Below are 15,233 nucleotides of genomic sequence, written 5' to 3'. Positions count from 1 at the left end.
TGTCTACACTATCTTTAGTTAAAGTTAAAATTAAAATTTGATAGCTATGGCGACAAAAGAAACATCACAACGTACCAAAGATCATGAGGTAATTAAAGAATGGGTGGTTCAACGAGATGGTACTCCATCTGTTGTAAAAGAGACTCAAAATGATCAGGAAGAAGGAGCAGTGTTGCGAATTGATTTTCCGCGGAATGAAAACCCTGACCTTGAAGAAATCACCTGGGATCGATTTTTTGAAATTTTTGATAGTAGTGATATAGAATTTCTATATCAAGAAGAAACTGAAGATGGTAACAAAAGTAACTTTTGCAAGTTTGTTTCTGCCAATTAGAGACAAAATGTAATATTGGAATAGGAATTTAGAGCAAAAGCATGGTATAGGATAAATAATAACCGTCAGATCAAGTAGTGGCTAATATACCTCATCTATGGCTAGAGTCGTCTACTTGATCGGCGGTAGTTTTTATTTTTTTACAATTAGTTTTAGAAAGTTGCAGTGTTTGTAATTGAGCCCTATTTTTTCCGAAAGGTTGTACAAATGAGTTATCTTGATTTTCATTAATGATTCTAGCCTTTACATTGTCATCAAGCTGTAATTGAAGCATTTTTTTAATTTTAGAAAATACTTCAGGATCGAGGATTGGGGTGATTACTTCAATTCTATGATCCAAATTTCTGGTCATCCAATCTGCCGAACCGATATACATTTTTTCTTCATCGTTATTACAGAATACGTATACTCTTCCATGTTCTAAAAACCGATCAACGATACTGGTGATATAAATGTGTTCACTTTGCCCTTCAATACCAGGAACCAGGCAGCAGATTCCTCTAACGATGAGTCGAATTTTAACTCCGGCATTATTCGCTTTATACAACAATTCAATCATTTCAGGATCCTGCAGACTATTTAATTTCAAAATGATATACGCATTTTTACCGGCTTTGGCGTTTTCAATCTCATTTAAGACTAGCTTTTCAAAACTGTTGCGCGTAGTAAATGGAGAAATTAACAGGTTTTTTGCTTTGGGAATAATAAGGGTTCCCTCTAACAACTGAAAAACCTGACGCAATTCAGAAGTAATTTTGGGATTGGCAGTCATTAACCCGAAATCGGTATAAATTTTTGCTGTTTTTTCGTTAAAATTTCCGGTACTGATGTATCCATACCCTTTTGATATACCGTTTTCTATTCGTTCTAGTAATAGAATTTTCGAATGTACTTTAATACCAGGGTAGCTATACACGACTTTTGCACCATTTTCTTCTAAAGTTTTTCCCCAGCGAATATTGTTTTCTTCATCAAACCGCGCTTTGGTTTCAATAAATACAAAAACGTTTTTCCCGTTTTTTAAAGCCTTTAATAGGGTCTCGGCAAGACTTGATTTTCGTGCTATTCTATACAAAGTAACTTTGATATGAGTGACATTTTTGTCTTCGGAAGCTTGATGTATCCATCGCAAAACATCATCAAAAGACTCATAAGGATAATATAAAAGTCTATCTTTTTTACTGATGGCATCAAATAGACAGGTGAATTTCTGAAGCTCTGGTGAACGAATGGGGTACAAAGGCGCTAGCGCTAGTTGTTTTCCTGTAGGATTCGGAAAATCGAAGAAATCCTTAAAGTTATGGTACCGCCCACCACGCAATACATCAGTTTCGTTGGCATCTAATATCGTTTTAATACGAGTTAACAATTCTTCTGGTATGGCATCATCTACAAGTAAACGGGTAACCTGTCCAATATCCCTTTTTCCTAATGAATTTTCTATTTTAGTCAGCAAATCGCCAGAGTACTCATTGTCGATGTACAATTCGGCATCTCGAGAAATTTTTATAGCATGAAATATAGAAGTGTCTTTTTGTTGATACTTTTGAGCAAGATTATACTTTATAATATCATCAATAAAGGTAATGTAATGATTTTCGTTTTCTTTTGGGAAAATAATAAACCGTGAAGCATCTGAAGGTATTTTTGTAATGATAAAAGTAGCCTTGTTTACCAGAGCGGTTATATATAATTCTTCGTTTTCAATAAAAACAGCTTCATTTTCAGGGGCTGAGTGTATATGAAGTTTGAGTTTCTCTTTTAAATGTTCTTTATAATACTGTGCTGCAAACTTTTTTTGAGTGTCTGAAAATTGCTCACTGTTAATTAAATATATCCCTTCGTTTCTTAATTGCGGTAAAATTTGACCAGTAAAAATATCACCAAACTCTTCTTGCTGAAGATGTACCTGTTTCTTTATTTTCTTTAAAAGCTTGTTGGGTTTTGTAATTAGTTTTTTCCTTAAGGATTTATCAAGGTTTTTAATTTTCCTTATATCAGATACACGAACTTTAAAAAATTCATCAAGATTTGATGAAAAAATAGCAAGAAATTTAATTCGTTCATACAAAGGATTGTTTTCATCTGCGGCTTCCTGCAAAACCCGATGGTTGAAACGTAGCCAAGATAAATCTCTATTATACTGTTTTTCTGAAATCAATTTCATGCTTGCACATTTATCAAGTCGTAGCGTGTAACTAAAACACCCTTTCAATTTTGCAATAATAAATTAGAATTAAGTTATATTCATGTAAAAAAACCATAAAATTTAAAAATCTAAATGAATATCCGTAATCAATCATATCATACTGTCTCCTCGAGCGTAGTCGAGAGGTTAGTAAATTCAACGAGCTTAAAATCAGGTCTCGACTGCGCTCGACCAGACATTAAAGTTAATTTTATGATATATAGCGGATATTCAAAAATCGATGTGTAATGATAAGCAATACGCCTGGATCATCACTTTAACTCGTGTATCTGATGTTGATATACTTTTAGCGCTTCATTAAAGAAGGCTATACCGTCATCTTGAGCCACCCCTGTAATCGGTAGCACAGCCCCTTCGAAACTAGCAGGCAACCATTTTCCTTTTGAGATCGAATTAAATGAAGATGTTGCTATCTTATTACCTCTTTGGTAGCCATTCAGGTAGAAATAGTAGTCATTACAATACGCATCTGGAATAGCAAGGCCTAATCCAATTGAAAATTCAGGACTATTTTTAAGTTGTGCATAGGCACTAGTATCAAAATGATGAGGCCAGATTCTAATTTTAGATGTTAACTGCTGTTGTTCTAAAAAGGCTTGTAGTGTTTGCTGTGCTAACACTCTATGTTCAGCTAACCTATGAAGTTGATCAACACTTTCGAGTTGAAATTCGTAATCATCGTCAATAGAGGGATATGGTAATTGATAATGAAATTTATACACGTAGGGATCAAGGATATTTGCTTCTTCGGCAGTTTCTTGTATCCATTTTACGATTTCGATATGTTTGGTTTGATGTAATCGTAACGAGCTTTTAGAATTTTTTGAGTTCCATTCTAATGTAAACCGTTGGTAGTTTAGGGAAAGTGTATGGCCAGACGTATTGAGCGGGTGTGTAGTTAAGTTTTTGTCGCTGACAGAAAATTTTAGATTCATATGGCTATCGTTCTCTTTTTTTTTGAGAAAGCTAATGGCAGCAGCTGCGAGGTACTGTGCTGCCAGGTGCATTTGAGTCGTCATGTTTGTGTTTATTTATTTAAGTGTTTGACGTGTGATGTGTTTATTAAATTTTATGGGGTAGGGGGTATTAGTATTAAACTCATTTAAAACTTTATCTGATAATAAAAATATAGGATCCAAACTATATTTTATACTCTAGGAACTGGTTTAAACTTTTTTTAATTTGCTAAAAACATGTTGTTTTGCCCTTCTATTTCATAATTTTTGACTTCAGTAGCGCTCTTATGCAAGTAAAAAATTACTTTATTTACGCACAAAATCTTTCGCAATGGCACCATTTGGCACTTTTCTATTGGTCGATCCTGCTTCAATTAAAAAAGTTTACACCTATTCAAGGTTTTAAATGAGTTCATGGTTAAAAATAGTAAATTTTAACAAATTCGCATTTGTTTTAAGGATACAGTAAAAAGCACTTTTTTTGACGTACACCAAAAAGGGTTATGTGGTTTTACTAAAAAAGCAAGGTGAAACATGGCTGCAGCAAACTACAGCCATGTTGGGCTTATTTTCCTAACATCAAAAGTTCATTACAAACCACCTCTGTGATGTATTTTTTTTGACCTGTGTTATCTTCATAACTGCGAGAAGTTAATTTACCTTCGATAGCAATTTCCTGTCCCTTATTTACATATTTCTCTATAATATCTGCTGTTTTTCCCCAGGCTACGATATTATGCCATTGCGTATCTGTAATTTTGTCTCCTTTTTTATCATAGTAATAGTCATTGGTGGCTAATGAGAATTTAGCTAACTTTTTACCAGATTCCAGGTTTACAATTTCAGGTTCTTGTCCTAAATTTCCAATCAACTGTACTTTGTTTTTAAGCGTGTTCATAATTTTAATTTTTCGTGTTAAACAATTGATACGATGTCCTGAACTGATTTCAGGATCTTTTAAACTAATTATCGAATGCTAAGCATTTTAGTATTTTGAATTATGCTTGTTCAGTTCGACGATGCAAACATAGATTTGGAAAATACTAAGACCCGGTTCGGAAGTGTTTAATTTCGTTTGTATTCGTTTGTAAACGTTTGAAAACTTATAAAATATTAGAAATGATAAGTTTATGAGTACGATGATATTTATACTGTTTTGATGAGAAATGGTAATTTTTAGAATATCTAAAAATATGTATGTACTAATGTGTATATTTCGTTGTTAGCAGGAATATAAAAACTAAAATAAAATGCCCGTAGAAATATGGATTTCAATTTTTGGAGCAATCTCAGCTATAATTGTAGCAGCTATTGGAGCCTTTTTGGCCAATAAAAACAGTATAATTCTTCAAATAAGAAAGCTAAAGGAAGAACATTATGCTTCTTACATTGAATCATTACATAATCACGCAGCCGAAAACTCAAAAGACTCTCTGACTGAATTAGTACTTAGTAGAGATAAGATGTTTTTAATTGCAAGCGAACAAGTAATAAAACAAATGCTAGAATATGAAAAGAATGGAATTGGAAACTCATCAGAAAATCATGACAAATACTTAACGGAATTGATAAAAGCGATTCGGAAAGATCTGAAATTAAAGGATAAGGATTTTCCAAGAGTGAGCTTTAAAAAACCAACCCCTGAATAAAAAAAGCTGCTAACAATGCCTATGAGTTTATTGCGGCGAAATTCCTTAACGGAATTTCACGCGCATTTGCTATCTTAGGCTTTTTAACCGGAATTGCACTCTGTGCCATTCCGTAACAAACCATAGCCGAGACGTTGTGCTTCATTACCAGAAATCACTAATCAAAAAAATCTCTACAAAAACTATACGAAATTTGCTCTCATAAAGATAAAACTGGAAAACATTCTAAATCTGAGCTTAGAGAAATTATTCTTATTTTTGGAATCCTGTAAAAAAAGATTTTAGTACGTGTCTATTGAACAGCTAAACAAAAATAATGTAAAAACAATATGGCAAGAATTTCTTAGTAGTTCAACATGGCATTGGGCACAGAAAGGCATTGTATTAATTCTTTTCTCATTAGTTGTAAATCATATAGCAGCAAGCGATAATTTTCAGGATAATGCATCATATAGATTTCCTTTAGAAGGTTTTTTGTTTACCATTGGTTTTTCTACTCTTGTTGGTATTATTGCGCATTTCAATTTTAAATTTCATAAAAAAAAGTATTTTTCCATAAAGGTAGACATAAATAAAATTGTAAGGTTTATGGCGTCTACATTAGGCTATATTACAATACTTTATATTCCTGCAAATGTTTTTATAGCAGTAGTTATAGATGGAGAAATACAATTCTATTATATAGTAATTGGTTTACTAATTACCTTATTAATATGTTTTATTCTTATAGGCTTATGGTATGCCCAAGACTTATACAATTTATATAGGTTATCTTTAAAAGATTCAGAAATTACTATAGATAGTGGAGCGAAAATAAAGAAACTTACCTACCAAAATATTGCGTGCTTTTATAGCAAGAATAAAATTGTGTATACGGTACAAAATAATGGCACGACAATTAATACCGATTTTACGTTAAATGAGCTAGAAGAAAAAATAAACGATCAATTATTTTTTAGAGCCAATCGGCAAATTATTATTCATAAAGATGCTGTTGACCAAATTGAAAAGATTGAAAATGGTAAGCTACGTATTCTATTAAAAACGTTCATTAAAAAAGATACTATTACTGAAATTACTATAAGCCGTTATAAGCGAAGAGCATTTATGGATTGGTTTCAATAAATGTTACCAGAACATTACCTACTATTCAGTTATTAATTTCGACCATTCAGTAAAAACATAAGTATTTAAAGGGAATTTCAGAGATTTTGTTCATTATTTCGTTTAGAATTTAAAGTCAAAAGACAATGAACAAAATCACTTCGAGACAAATATTAATTCCGTTAATTACCATTGCAATTATCCTCTTTTTTTGGTTTGGGCCAATCCATTTAGGTTTTCTAACACTTATCATTTCTTCAATAGTAGTTTTTATAGGTAGCGCTATAGAATATAAAGGAAAATGGCTTTCTGCACTTGGGTTTCAACGAGAAAAGTTAAAATTTAAAAACATATTTGTTTATGCGCCGTTAGTTGCGCTAGGACTTTTTATTTTTTACATTTTTATATTGATTCCTGGGGTTACAGAACTTACAGGAGTTTCTATAGATTATTCGTTTTTTAGGGAAATAACTAAAGACCTGAAAACCTTTCTTATTAGTTTATTATTAATATTAATTGGCTCTGGTTTTGGTGAAGAAATCATTTTTCGTGGGTATTTTATGAGACAGTTTTTAAAAATTTTTGGAGAAAGCAAGATTAGTATTGTATTAGGTATTGTACTTATTACGGCCTTTTTTGGTTTCATGCACAGTGGTCAAGGTATTACAGGGCAAATAGGCACTTTTGTAATTGGATCGCTTATAGCTTTAATATTCTACTTACGTAAATACGATTTGTGGTTTGTTTGCTCTGTGCACTGCTTTTTTAATACTATAGCTTTAACTTGTATTTACTTTGGTTTGGCTTAACGATATAAAAACACTTAATCCTCGTAATTTGCAAGAAAAACGAATTAATAAAAATAATTATAAGAAATAAAATGACGAAAGCACAACAATATATAAGAAAACATAGGGCGGTTTAAGACGATCCTAAAAGTTCTTGATTTCTTGCTAAGACGCCAAATATAACATTTACAACTAGTGTTTTATTTCATATTTTTGAAATTGTAGTCCTTTGGTTGGCGTTTACAAAAATAATAAAAGCAAAATATTTATATTTGGCTTAGTACCAATTCGAAACTTATTGCTTATCACGAGCCCAACGCTTCTTACACTTAACGTTGGGTGTAATTAATCCACACCGGCAAAAGTCAAAACGAAACTCAACGATACGGATTGTTTTATTATATTTGTACGTATAAAATAATCATTATGGATACTAAACTGACATTAAAACTAAATAAAAGTGTTATTGAAAAGGCCAAGAAATATGCTTCTAATAAGAAAATAAGCCTTTCTCGAATAATCGAAGCTTATTTGCAATCTTTGACTTCAGAAACTGAAAATTCAGAATTTGAAATTTCCCCTTTTGTAAAAAGTATAGCAACAGGGGTTGAAATCCCTGCTGATTTAGACTATAAAAAAGACTACTCTGACTATTTAATGGAAAAGTATAAATGAGCAGGAGAATATTTATAGACACTAATATACTATTGGACTTTTTAGGGGAACGAAAACCATTCTATGACCCAATTGCAAAAATTGCAACATTGGCAGAAAAAGTAAAGCTTACAATGGTGGTCTCACCAATTTCATTTGCAACGGTAAATTATTTTCTCGCAAAATTTGAAACAGCTGAAATCGCCAAAGAAAAATTGAGAAAATTCAAGATTATAAGTGAAATATGTTCACTGGATGAACAAACCATTGAAAAAGGACTTAATTCTTCGATAAAGGATTTTGAAGATGCACTTCAATATTTTAGTGCGACGGTATCTGATTGTGAAATAATAATAACAAGAAACGGAAAAGACTTTAAGAAATCGCTTTTGCCAGTAATGACAGCTGATGAATTTTTAAAAAGTCTAAACAAAAAATAACTACACCCAATAAGTTGTATAGTTCATTTGCTCTTCGGGAAGCAAACGCAACATATAAGAGATGTTGTGAGCAATTACTAAAAATCTAAAATAGTAAGCATTACAATGAATTCAATTGTTAATATAAATAGGGAACTTAAAGATATTAAAACCTACTTTTCACCAAAAGTGGTTGGCGAAGTAAATAATCAATACATAAAGCTGGCAAAAATTTTTGGTCAAGATATCCCTTGGCATAATCACGAAAACGAAGACGAATGCTTCTACATAATAGAGGGTGAACTATGTATGGAAATAGAAAATAGGGAATCTTTTACAATGAAGAAAGGAGACTTATTCGTAGTAAAAAGAGGAGTAAATCATAGAGTTTCTTCTGAAAAAGAGTGCCAAATAATGCTAATAGAACCTAAAAGTACCGAACACACTGGAAAAGTAAGCTCTCGTATTACGAAATCAATTAATGATCAATTAAAATAGCTTATAAGCTTAAAGATGCAAATCTATTCATGATATATTGAACAAAATTGATTAAAAAAGGCATACAACCATTACACAACAAAATATAGTTGTTCTTTGTGACAGCAACGTTTGTTATATTCGCCGGTAAGTAGTAAGATTGCATAAGAAATTAATTGTAATAGAAAGAATTTTATGAATTGGAGTTGGGCATTTATTTTCAGGAAGCAAATGTAAAATAAAGAAACGCTAGCATTAATTTAAAACCATATGGAAAACAAATTTCTAGAAGTTATGTCTCAACGAACTGACGAAGAGTTGATAAAAATATTGACCGTAGAAAGAAGGAAATATAATCCCCTTGCTATAGAGGCTGCCGAATTAGAAATTGAAAAAAGGAATATTGATACATCTGACTTTGAAAAAGTTAGAGAGAAGGTTACTATCGAAAAACAAGAGGAAGAACAAGTTTACTCGAATATTGCTGGTTCAGTAACTAGATTTCTAAATTTAATTATTGACACTGTTATATGGTACGTACTCATTATTATTACTTTTTTTATCATTAACTTATTCATTCCATTTGATCCATCTGTGAGTAATTTATTTATAATACTATTTAATCTAATTTTAATTTTCGGAGTTTTTTTCGCGTATCATTCAATTATGGAAATTAAATTCCAAAAAACTGTTGGTAAATTTGTCACAAAAACAAAAGTGGTGAAGATGAATGGTGAAAAACCTACAAACAACGATATTATTACTCGTACATTTTGTAGGCTTATACCATTTGATAGGCTTTCCTTTGTATTTGTAAAAATTGGAATTCACGATTTCTTGTCAAAAACTACCGTTGTGAAGGACTAAATCGAATTAGAATTTATACTCATAGTAGTATAAGAAAGTAGAAGGTTTTTTATGGTAATATTGACTGAAAAAAATAAGGTCAAATATAGTGCTTCTACTACGATTTTTATATACTTAAATGAATATCCGTAATCCATTATATCACTCTGTCTCCTCGAGCGTAGTCGAGAGGTTGGTAAATCCAATAATCTTAAAATCAGGATTCTACTGCGATAGACCAGACGCCAAAGTTAACTTTATGATGTATAGCGGATATTCAATATACTTATTGTTAACAATTTACAAAAATACCAGATGAATAGAATAATAATTTGGCTGATCTTGACATTTAGTTCAACACATATAAGCTTTGGACAAGATCTTCAAAATGGACAAAAACGTTGGAGTCCTGACCAAAAACTAACAGTCGAGGATTTTAAAATAAGAATTAGCGATAAAAATAATGATGTTGTTTTTAGTCAATTTATGATGTCACATGCTATTAGCGGATTTGACTTTATGAAACGCAATTTAGACCAAAAAATAGAAAATATCTTTCTTGGTAATGCCTCATGGATTGATACCACAAAAGTTGCTAATATTCAAAAACAAATTGATTTCCAGCAAATGCAGTTTGATCTTGCCGAAATTCATGCAAGAAAATTTAGAAAACGAGTATTACAGCATAAGAAAAAAATTGCAAAAGGATTTAATGTAATAAACCGTATCAATAATGAAATTATGGCTGAATTTTCAGAGAATCGTTTACTATTGGTTAAGGAAACTGAAGACGCACAAAATGAAGAAAAAATTGCCGAGTGGAAAGATAAAATTACTACTGAATTAGAGCAATTATATGAATTTCGCTACGAGAATAAAAAGAAAATAAAACTGAATAAATAAACAAATTGGCAATAAGGATAGAGTTGTAATTGCTCTCGATTTCAATTACCTTAAAATTAATTCAGGATTGCTAAATTACTATCGTGATGGCCCCCTCAAAACCTATTACAATTACATCCAAGCACACTAACCCTAAACAATCCAATGAACAAACTTAAAATACATACCCGTCCTGATGTCGAATTAAAATTTAAAATATATCCTAAAGCAATTCAATCTAAATTGAATTTTTTGAGAAACATAATTTTTGAGACTGCTAAAGAGAATGCCGATATTGAGGCCATCGAAGAAACCTTAAAATGGGGAGAACCTAGTTATTTGACTTCAAAAGGAAGTACCATAAGAATCGACTGGAAACCAAAAACGCCCAATCAATATGCCATATACTTTAAATGTACCTCTAAGTTGGTTCCTACATTTAAAGAAGTATATGGCGATACTTTTACCTATGAAAAAAATAGAGCAATTTTGTTTACGTTAGACGATCATGTACCTGTACCCGAATTAAAAGAATGCATTCGTTTGGCATTGCAATACCATCAAGTTAAACATAAACCGAGATTGGGCAAATAATACAGAACGCCGTAATAGACAATTTTGAGTCGGTAATAATAAAGAAATCAAGAGATAGCCATGAATAAACAAGCATTACCAACAAGTAGATTAACACTAAGATTGGTAATAGAAACCGATGTAGATTTAATTCATGAGCTACACCTGCTGCCAGAAACCGACAAATTCAACACACTTGGTATTCCTAAAGATAAAAAAGAGACCAAGGCTATTGTAGATCAGTGGATGGTAAACCATAAAAAACCCAAACCTTATGCCTACACCTATGTGATAGAAAAGAAAGATGATCAAAAATTTGTAGGTCTTATGGCACTAACGCTAAGAAATGAAAAATTTAAAAGTGGAGAAGTATGGTACAAATTGCATCCTAAGCATTGGAGAAATGGATATGCTACAGAAGCATTACTGCGACTCTTAGAATTCGCGTTTGTCGAACTCAAATTGCATCGAATTGAAGCCGGTTGTGCAGTCGAAAACATAGGTTCGATTCGAGTGCTTGAAAAAGTAGGGATGATACGAGAAGGTCGAAAAAGAAAAGTTCTTCCTTTACAATCGGGATGGACAGATAATTTTATATACGCTATTTTAGAAACCGACTCAAGAGACAAACAGGGTTAAAAAACTAAGTTTTGTAGCATTTGCCGATTTTGAATGGAAGTGTCGTCGTACGTCAATGTCCACCCTAGAGAATTGGTCAAAATATAGAGCTTTTGTAGTTCACTAATTAGTCTGTTTTCAGAATTAGTGAGCAATGTCGAATTTTTTACTTTTTCTTTTAGGTGTTGTGTCACTTTTTTTCTAATGGTATTGTGATCTTTCGGTACAAATTGATTAAAAAGATCAGCGGTAATAGTATGATACTCAATATCAGGATTGATTTCAATGTTAGGCTTGGGTATTTTATGAATAGCAAGTGTTTTTGTTTCCTGATCAAGCGTGTATTCAATAGCATTAAGGTCGTAAGCTATTTGTACTTTGGCATTTACAACCACCAAAGCTGTTTTTTTAGCAGTGAATAACCCCGACATAAACTCTTTATTATCTTTGTACGAAATAACTTCAGCAAAATGACCTTCGGTAACAATTAATTTGCCAACATTTTTAATCTGATCCAGAATCAAGTCAGAGGATTGCAATTCGGTTTTTTGAACATTCGATTGATCGATGAAATATTTGATTGCGAATGCCAAAAGCGCCATCAAAGTAGCGCCTAATAAAAAATTACGCATAGGTCAAGGTCTATCTTATTCCGTATAAATGTACATAAAAAAAGCCTTTCGGTAGGGAAAGGCAATTACATACAAATTAAAACGGTGCTATTATTTACGCTCTGGCGGATATTTTTCTAATATCGCACTTACGATCTTATTCATGTTTTCCTGCTTTTTCTCAACTTTGTCGGTCAAAGCTGCGGTACCCATTCCTTGCCAGATTAATTCCTTTTTAGAAGCATCGATTAAATCAATATACAAAGTACCTTCAGTTACTCTGGATACAGCATTTTGGTTGGCACCCATAAACCAGGGGTTCCATCCCCAACCGTAACCCCATCCAGGACCCCAGCCCCAGCCCCAATTCCAGTTGTTGTTGTATACATTTACATTTTCCCGGGTTTTGGTAAATATACTTACAAGCATATCGGGATTTTCAGATTTAGAAAATCCTTTAGCAGTCATATCGGCTTCTATAGCTCTTAAAATCCGTTTTTTATCCAGGTCACTAATTTCTGCTTTATCGATTCCCGGTTTATAAAACGCAAAACTTTTATAGGTATTAAAATTCGCCTGCTTGTCGTAATCTGAAGCTACGCGTACCATACTACAAGAACTTAATATCGTAATAAGGAGTAATGATACTAAAGAAAAAACTTTCATAATCCTCGATTTTATGGTTTAACAACAATTTTTTAACATAAATACAGCAATAATCATACCATGTGAAGTATTGAAATTGTTATATTTAGGTATATCGATTTGTCTTTTTATCATAACCGTAAGGACAGTGTCTACAACCACTCTCACAACAGTAGCCCCGTCTTAAATGATATTGTTCTGTAAAACATCTATACCCTTCGGGCGTCATATAATAATCTCCTTCTTTTGGAGTTATTATTTTTTTAGAGTTACTCATGTTATACAAAAATAGTATCTTACCGGTATATGCGCATTGTTGTTAACAAATATTTGATAGGTCGTCATTTTGTAGGACTAGCACTTTGGCCATTTATCGTGGTTAAAGATTCATTCTTAAAAGAAGACGAGGCTTTTATTAATCATGAAAGAATTCATATCAGACAGCAGGCAGAATTATTGGTGTTACCATTTTACGTTCTTTATTTTATAGAGTATGTAATACGCTTATGCCAGTATCAAAATTCGCAACGCGCATATCGAAATATTTCTTTTGAACGGGAAGCTTATTACAATGAAGATGATCTTTATTATCTAAAAACAAGAAAACCCTGGAGCTTCATTAAATATTGGTAAATGCATATATTTCCTTCGGAAGTGGTACACTCTCAAAATCAACAAATATCTCATACCCTTCTCGACCAAGCTGAAGTCTTTTTAGATATTAAAAGAGAAGATCAGTTACATCCTGAAGTTTCAGGAAACAAATTCAGAAAACTTAAATATAATGTATTAGAAGCCAAAAAATTAGGATATGATACCATACTTACCTTTGGGGGTGCTTTTAGCAATCACATAGCAGCCACGGCCGCTGCCGGAAAACTACTTAATTTACAAACCATTGGTGTAATTAGAGGGAATGAATTAGGTGAAGACTTAGAGAAAACCCTATCTCAAAATGATACGTTGCGATTTGCTTCAACCAAGGGGATGCGTTTCAAATTTGTTAGTCGCGAAGGGTATCGAGATAAAAGTTCTCCTACATTTTTAGAAAGCCTAAAAAATGAATATGGATTATTTTATCCAATTGCCGAAGGAGGAACCAATACACTTGCAGTGCAGGGGTGTCAAGAAATCCTGACCACTCAAGATCATAACTATGACATCATATGCTGTGCAGTAGGTACCGGGGGAACTATTGCCGGTATTATAAATTCCTCAAAAGATTATCAAGAAGTTTTAGGATTTCCTGCGTTAAAAGGTGATTTTCTCGATGCGACCATAAAAGACTATACAACTAAAACCAATTGGAGACTTATAAACGAGTATCATTTGGGAGGGTACGCCAAAGTAAATCAAGAACTTATACAGTTTATAAATACGTTTAAAAAGCAACAGCAAATACCATTAGATCCAGTGTATACAGGGAAAATGATGTTCGGAATTTTTGATAGGATTAAAAACCATGTTTTTCCGAAAAATACTCGTATTTTAGCAGTGCATACAGGTGGTTTGCAAGGCATAGCCGGGATGAATAAAAAATTAGTAAAAAAGAGACTACCCCTGATTACAATTTGATGATGACATGAAAAATTTTATTGCACTCTTGTGTATGACTATATTTTTAATGTCCTGTGGTGGAAGTAAAAAAGTGACATTGACCTCTAGGACAGAAAGAACAATATCCAGACCTACTTCAATCACAAAAATCGAACGTAACACTAAAGAGATTATCGGTACCGATGCTCCCAGCGAAGTGATCAAAAAACCAGCTGCTGCACTTTCATATAAAGAACGAGTTCAACATTACATATACGAGTATGCCGAAATCGCCAAAAATGAAATGAAGGCGTATGGGATACCTGCCAGTATTACCCTTGCACAGGGAATTCTCGAATCAGGAGCAGGATACGGGGACTTGACCAGTAGAGCAAAAAATCATTTCGGTATCAAGTGCCATGACTGGGAAGGAGATCGAGTGTATCATGACGATGACAGGTTACAAGAGTGTTTTAGAAAATATGACCGCGCTAGCGAATCGTTTCGGGATCACTCCTTATTTTTGAAAAACAGAAAACGATATGCCCGTTTATTCACCTTCAACCAAAAAGATTACAAATCCTGGGCCAGAGGTTTGCGAGAAGCCGGGTATGCTACCGATCGTAAATATCCTGAAAAACTGATTAGTATCATCGAAAGATATCAATTGTATCAATTTGATGATGAAGTTTTAGGAAAGAGGAGTCGCAAAAAACCACCTAAAAAAGAGGCGGTCATTATCGCTGCTGTAACCAATACACCTAAAGGTGAGTATATTGTACAAAAAGGCGATACGTTATATTCGATTTCGCGAAGACACAAAATATCGGTGCAGGAATTGAAAGCATTCAATAATTTAGAGAATAATACGATAAAGGTCGGTCAGTTACTCAAAGTAGCCACCGAAGAAGAGGAAGAAGATTTTGATTAAT

General features: G+C 32.8%; 20 protein-coding genes. 14 read left to right on the top strand and 6 right to left on the bottom strand.

The window, feature by feature from the left end:
- The first annotated feature begins 46 nt into the window (after nucleotides 1-46).
- Nucleotides 47-334, top strand: a complete 288-nt coding sequence (locus J8281_RS05180) for a hypothetical protein (RefSeq protein ID WP_210196545.1) — start codon at nucleotides 47-49, stop codon at nucleotides 332-334.
- 91 nt (nucleotides 335-425) lie between these two features.
- Here the strand turns inward: J8281_RS05180 and ppk1 are convergent, their stop codons facing one another.
- The 3 genes from ppk1 to J8281_RS05165 form a co-directional block, all read right to left on the bottom strand.
- Nucleotides 426-2,501 (bottom strand): polyphosphate kinase 1, encoded by a 2,076-nt coding sequence (gene ppk1 / locus J8281_RS05175; RefSeq protein ID WP_210196544.1) that lies wholly within the window; start codon nucleotides 2,499-2,501, stop codon nucleotides 426-428.
- Between the two features lie 293 nt (nucleotides 2,502-2,794).
- On the bottom strand, nucleotides 2,795-3,562 hold the full coding sequence (locus tag J8281_RS05170) for a hypothetical protein (RefSeq protein WP_210196543.1): 768 nt from the start codon (nucleotides 3,560-3,562) through the stop codon (nucleotides 2,795-2,797).
- A gap of 502 nt (nucleotides 3,563-4,064) precedes the next feature.
- Entirely contained in the window at nucleotides 4,065-4,397 is a 333-nt protein-coding gene (locus tag J8281_RS05165) for a single-stranded DNA-binding protein (protein WP_210196542.1), read from the bottom strand.
- 352 nt (nucleotides 4,398-4,749) lie between these two features.
- On the opposite strand from J8281_RS05165, the gene J8281_RS05160 reads away from it, so the two are divergent.
- From J8281_RS05160 to J8281_RS05115, 10 genes are all read left to right on the top strand, one after another.
- Nucleotides 4,750-5,148 carry a hypothetical protein gene (locus tag J8281_RS05160; protein WP_210196541.1) on the top strand — a complete coding sequence of 133 codons (399 nt, stop codon included), beginning with the start codon at nucleotides 4,750-4,752 and terminating at the stop codon, nucleotides 5,146-5,148.
- Nucleotides 5,149-5,436: 288 nt separating this feature from the next.
- The gene (locus J8281_RS19935; protein ID WP_210196540.1) at nucleotides 5,437-6,273 is read left to right on the top strand and encodes a LytTR family DNA-binding domain-containing protein; all 837 of its coding nucleotides are present in this window, start codon (nucleotides 5,437-5,439) and stop codon (nucleotides 6,271-6,273) included.
- Between the two features lie 125 nt (nucleotides 6,274-6,398).
- Nucleotides 6,399-7,061: a CPBP family intramembrane glutamic endopeptidase gene (locus tag J8281_RS05150; RefSeq protein WP_210196539.1), complete on the top strand. Its 663-nt coding sequence runs from the start codon at nucleotides 6,399-6,401 to the stop codon at nucleotides 7,059-7,061.
- A gap of 405 nt (nucleotides 7,062-7,466) precedes the next feature.
- Nucleotides 7,467-7,715, top strand: coding sequence for a DUF6364 family protein (locus J8281_RS05145; RefSeq protein ID WP_210196538.1), 249 nt, complete (start codon nucleotides 7,467-7,469; stop codon nucleotides 7,713-7,715).
- Complete coding sequence (locus tag J8281_RS05140) at nucleotides 7,712-8,134, top strand: PIN domain-containing protein (protein ID WP_210196537.1); 423 nt, start codon at nucleotides 7,712-7,714, stop codon at nucleotides 8,132-8,134. The genes J8281_RS05145 and J8281_RS05140 overlap by 4 nt, the downstream gene beginning before the upstream one ends.
- A gap of 105 nt (nucleotides 8,135-8,239) precedes the next feature.
- The gene (locus J8281_RS05135) at nucleotides 8,240-8,611 is read left to right on the top strand and encodes a cupin domain-containing protein (RefSeq protein WP_210196536.1); all 372 of its coding nucleotides are present in this window, start codon (nucleotides 8,240-8,242) and stop codon (nucleotides 8,609-8,611) included.
- 249 nt (nucleotides 8,612-8,860) lie between these two features.
- A complete protein-coding gene (locus J8281_RS05130) occupies nucleotides 8,861-9,457 on the top strand; it encodes an RDD family protein (protein WP_210196535.1) in 597 nt (198 codons plus the stop codon).
- Between the two features lie 294 nt (nucleotides 9,458-9,751).
- Entirely contained in the window at nucleotides 9,752-10,339 is a 588-nt protein-coding gene (locus tag J8281_RS05125; protein WP_210196534.1) for a hypothetical protein, read from the top strand.
- A 144-nt stretch (nucleotides 10,340-10,483) separates the two neighbouring features.
- Nucleotides 10,484-10,912 carry a DUF1801 domain-containing protein gene (locus J8281_RS05120; RefSeq protein ID WP_210196533.1) on the top strand — a complete coding sequence of 143 codons (429 nt, stop codon included), beginning with the start codon at nucleotides 10,484-10,486 and terminating at the stop codon, nucleotides 10,910-10,912.
- A gap of 60 nt (nucleotides 10,913-10,972) precedes the next feature.
- Complete coding sequence (locus tag J8281_RS05115) at nucleotides 10,973-11,530, top strand: GNAT family N-acetyltransferase (protein WP_210196532.1); 558 nt, start codon at nucleotides 10,973-10,975, stop codon at nucleotides 11,528-11,530.
- Here the strand turns inward: J8281_RS05115 and J8281_RS05110 are convergent.
- The 3 genes from J8281_RS05110 to J8281_RS05100 form a co-directional block, all read right to left on the bottom strand.
- Entirely contained in the window at nucleotides 11,527-12,141 is a 615-nt protein-coding gene (locus J8281_RS05110; protein ID WP_210196531.1) for a DUF4230 domain-containing protein, read from the bottom strand. The two genes, J8281_RS05115 and J8281_RS05110, sit on opposite strands and share 4 nt — an antisense overlap.
- Nucleotides 12,142-12,231: 90 nt before the next feature.
- Nucleotides 12,232-12,786, bottom strand: a complete 555-nt coding sequence (locus J8281_RS05105; RefSeq protein ID WP_210196530.1) for a DUF4136 domain-containing protein — start codon at nucleotides 12,784-12,786, stop codon at nucleotides 12,232-12,234.
- A gap of 85 nt (nucleotides 12,787-12,871) precedes the next feature.
- Nucleotides 12,872-13,042, bottom strand: a complete 171-nt coding sequence (locus tag J8281_RS05100) for a DUF5522 domain-containing protein (RefSeq protein WP_210196529.1) — start codon at nucleotides 13,040-13,042, stop codon at nucleotides 12,872-12,874.
- Between the two features lie 29 nt (nucleotides 13,043-13,071).
- Between J8281_RS05100 and J8281_RS05095 the strand changes: the two genes are divergently transcribed.
- From J8281_RS05095 to J8281_RS05085, 3 genes are read left to right on the top strand one after another with little or no spacing between them, the layout of a single operon-like run.
- Nucleotides 13,072-13,398, top strand: coding sequence for a hypothetical protein (locus J8281_RS05095; RefSeq protein WP_210196528.1), 327 nt, complete (start codon nucleotides 13,072-13,074; stop codon nucleotides 13,396-13,398).
- Nucleotides 13,399-14,340, top strand: coding sequence for a 1-aminocyclopropane-1-carboxylate deaminase/D-cysteine desulfhydrase (locus J8281_RS05090; protein ID WP_210196527.1), 942 nt, complete (start codon nucleotides 13,399-13,401; stop codon nucleotides 14,338-14,340).
- 7 nt (nucleotides 14,341-14,347) lie between these two features.
- A complete protein-coding gene (locus J8281_RS05085; protein WP_210196526.1) occupies nucleotides 14,348-15,232 on the top strand; it encodes a glucosaminidase domain-containing protein in 885 nt (294 codons plus the stop codon).
- Nucleotide 15,233 lies beyond the last annotated feature (1 nt).

It is taken from the genome of Aquimarina sp. U1-2, from assembly GCF_017897595.1.
In the GTDB taxonomy this organism is placed as follows: Bacteria; Bacteroidota; Bacteroidia; order Flavobacteriales; family Flavobacteriaceae; genus Aquimarina.
Note: the sequence above shows the minus strand (reverse complement) of the source record. Positions and strands in the feature narration are given on the sequence as shown.

Coding starts and splice junctions, on each gene's coding strand:
- J8281_RS05115 (WP_210196532.1), top strand. CDS start 10,973: ATGAATAAACAAGCATTACCAACAAGTAGATTAACACTAAGATTGGTA.
- ppk1 (WP_210196544.1), bottom strand. CDS start 2,501: ATGAAATTGATTTCAGAAAAACAGTATAATAGAGATTTATCTTGGCTA.
- J8281_RS05085 (WP_210196526.1), top strand. CDS start 14,348: ATGAAAAATTTTATTGCACTCTTGTGTATGACTATATTTTTAATGTCC.
- J8281_RS05110 (WP_210196531.1), bottom strand. CDS start 12,141: ATGCGTAATTTTTTATTAGGCGCTACTTTGATGGCGCTTTTGGCATTC.
- J8281_RS05135 (WP_210196536.1), top strand. CDS start 8,240: ATGAATTCAATTGTTAATATAAATAGGGAACTTAAAGATATTAAAACC.
- J8281_RS05160 (WP_210196541.1), top strand. CDS start 4,750: ATGCCCGTAGAAATATGGATTTCAATTTTTGGAGCAATCTCAGCTATA.
- J8281_RS05105 (WP_210196530.1), bottom strand. CDS start 12,786: ATGAAAGTTTTTTCTTTAGTATCATTACTCCTTATTACGATATTAAGT.
- J8281_RS05090 (WP_210196527.1), top strand. CDS start 13,399: ATGCATATATTTCCTTCGGAAGTGGTACACTCTCAAAATCAACAAATA.
- J8281_RS05100 (WP_210196529.1), bottom strand. CDS start 13,042: ATGAGTAACTCTAAAAAAATAATAACTCCAAAAGAAGGAGATTATTAT.
- J8281_RS05140 (WP_210196537.1), top strand. CDS start 7,712: ATGAGCAGGAGAATATTTATAGACACTAATATACTATTGGACTTTTTA.
- J8281_RS05150 (WP_210196539.1), top strand. CDS start 6,399: ATGAACAAAATCACTTCGAGACAAATATTAATTCCGTTAATTACCATT.
- J8281_RS05125 (WP_210196534.1), top strand. CDS start 9,752: ATGAATAGAATAATAATTTGGCTGATCTTGACATTTAGTTCAACACAT.
- J8281_RS05095 (WP_210196528.1), top strand. CDS start 13,072: ATGCGCATTGTTGTTAACAAATATTTGATAGGTCGTCATTTTGTAGGA.
- J8281_RS05130 (WP_210196535.1), top strand. CDS start 8,861: ATGGAAAACAAATTTCTAGAAGTTATGTCTCAACGAACTGACGAAGAG.
- J8281_RS05180 (WP_210196545.1), top strand. CDS start 47: ATGGCGACAAAAGAAACATCACAACGTACCAAAGATCATGAGGTAATT.
- J8281_RS05165 (WP_210196542.1), bottom strand. CDS start 4,397: ATGAACACGCTTAAAAACAAAGTACAGTTGATTGGAAATTTAGGACAA.
- J8281_RS05170 (WP_210196543.1), bottom strand. CDS start 3,562: ATGACGACTCAAATGCACCTGGCAGCACAGTACCTCGCAGCTGCTGCC.
- J8281_RS05145 (WP_210196538.1), top strand. CDS start 7,467: ATGGATACTAAACTGACATTAAAACTAAATAAAAGTGTTATTGAAAAG.
- J8281_RS05120 (WP_210196533.1), top strand. CDS start 10,484: ATGAACAAACTTAAAATACATACCCGTCCTGATGTCGAATTAAAATTT.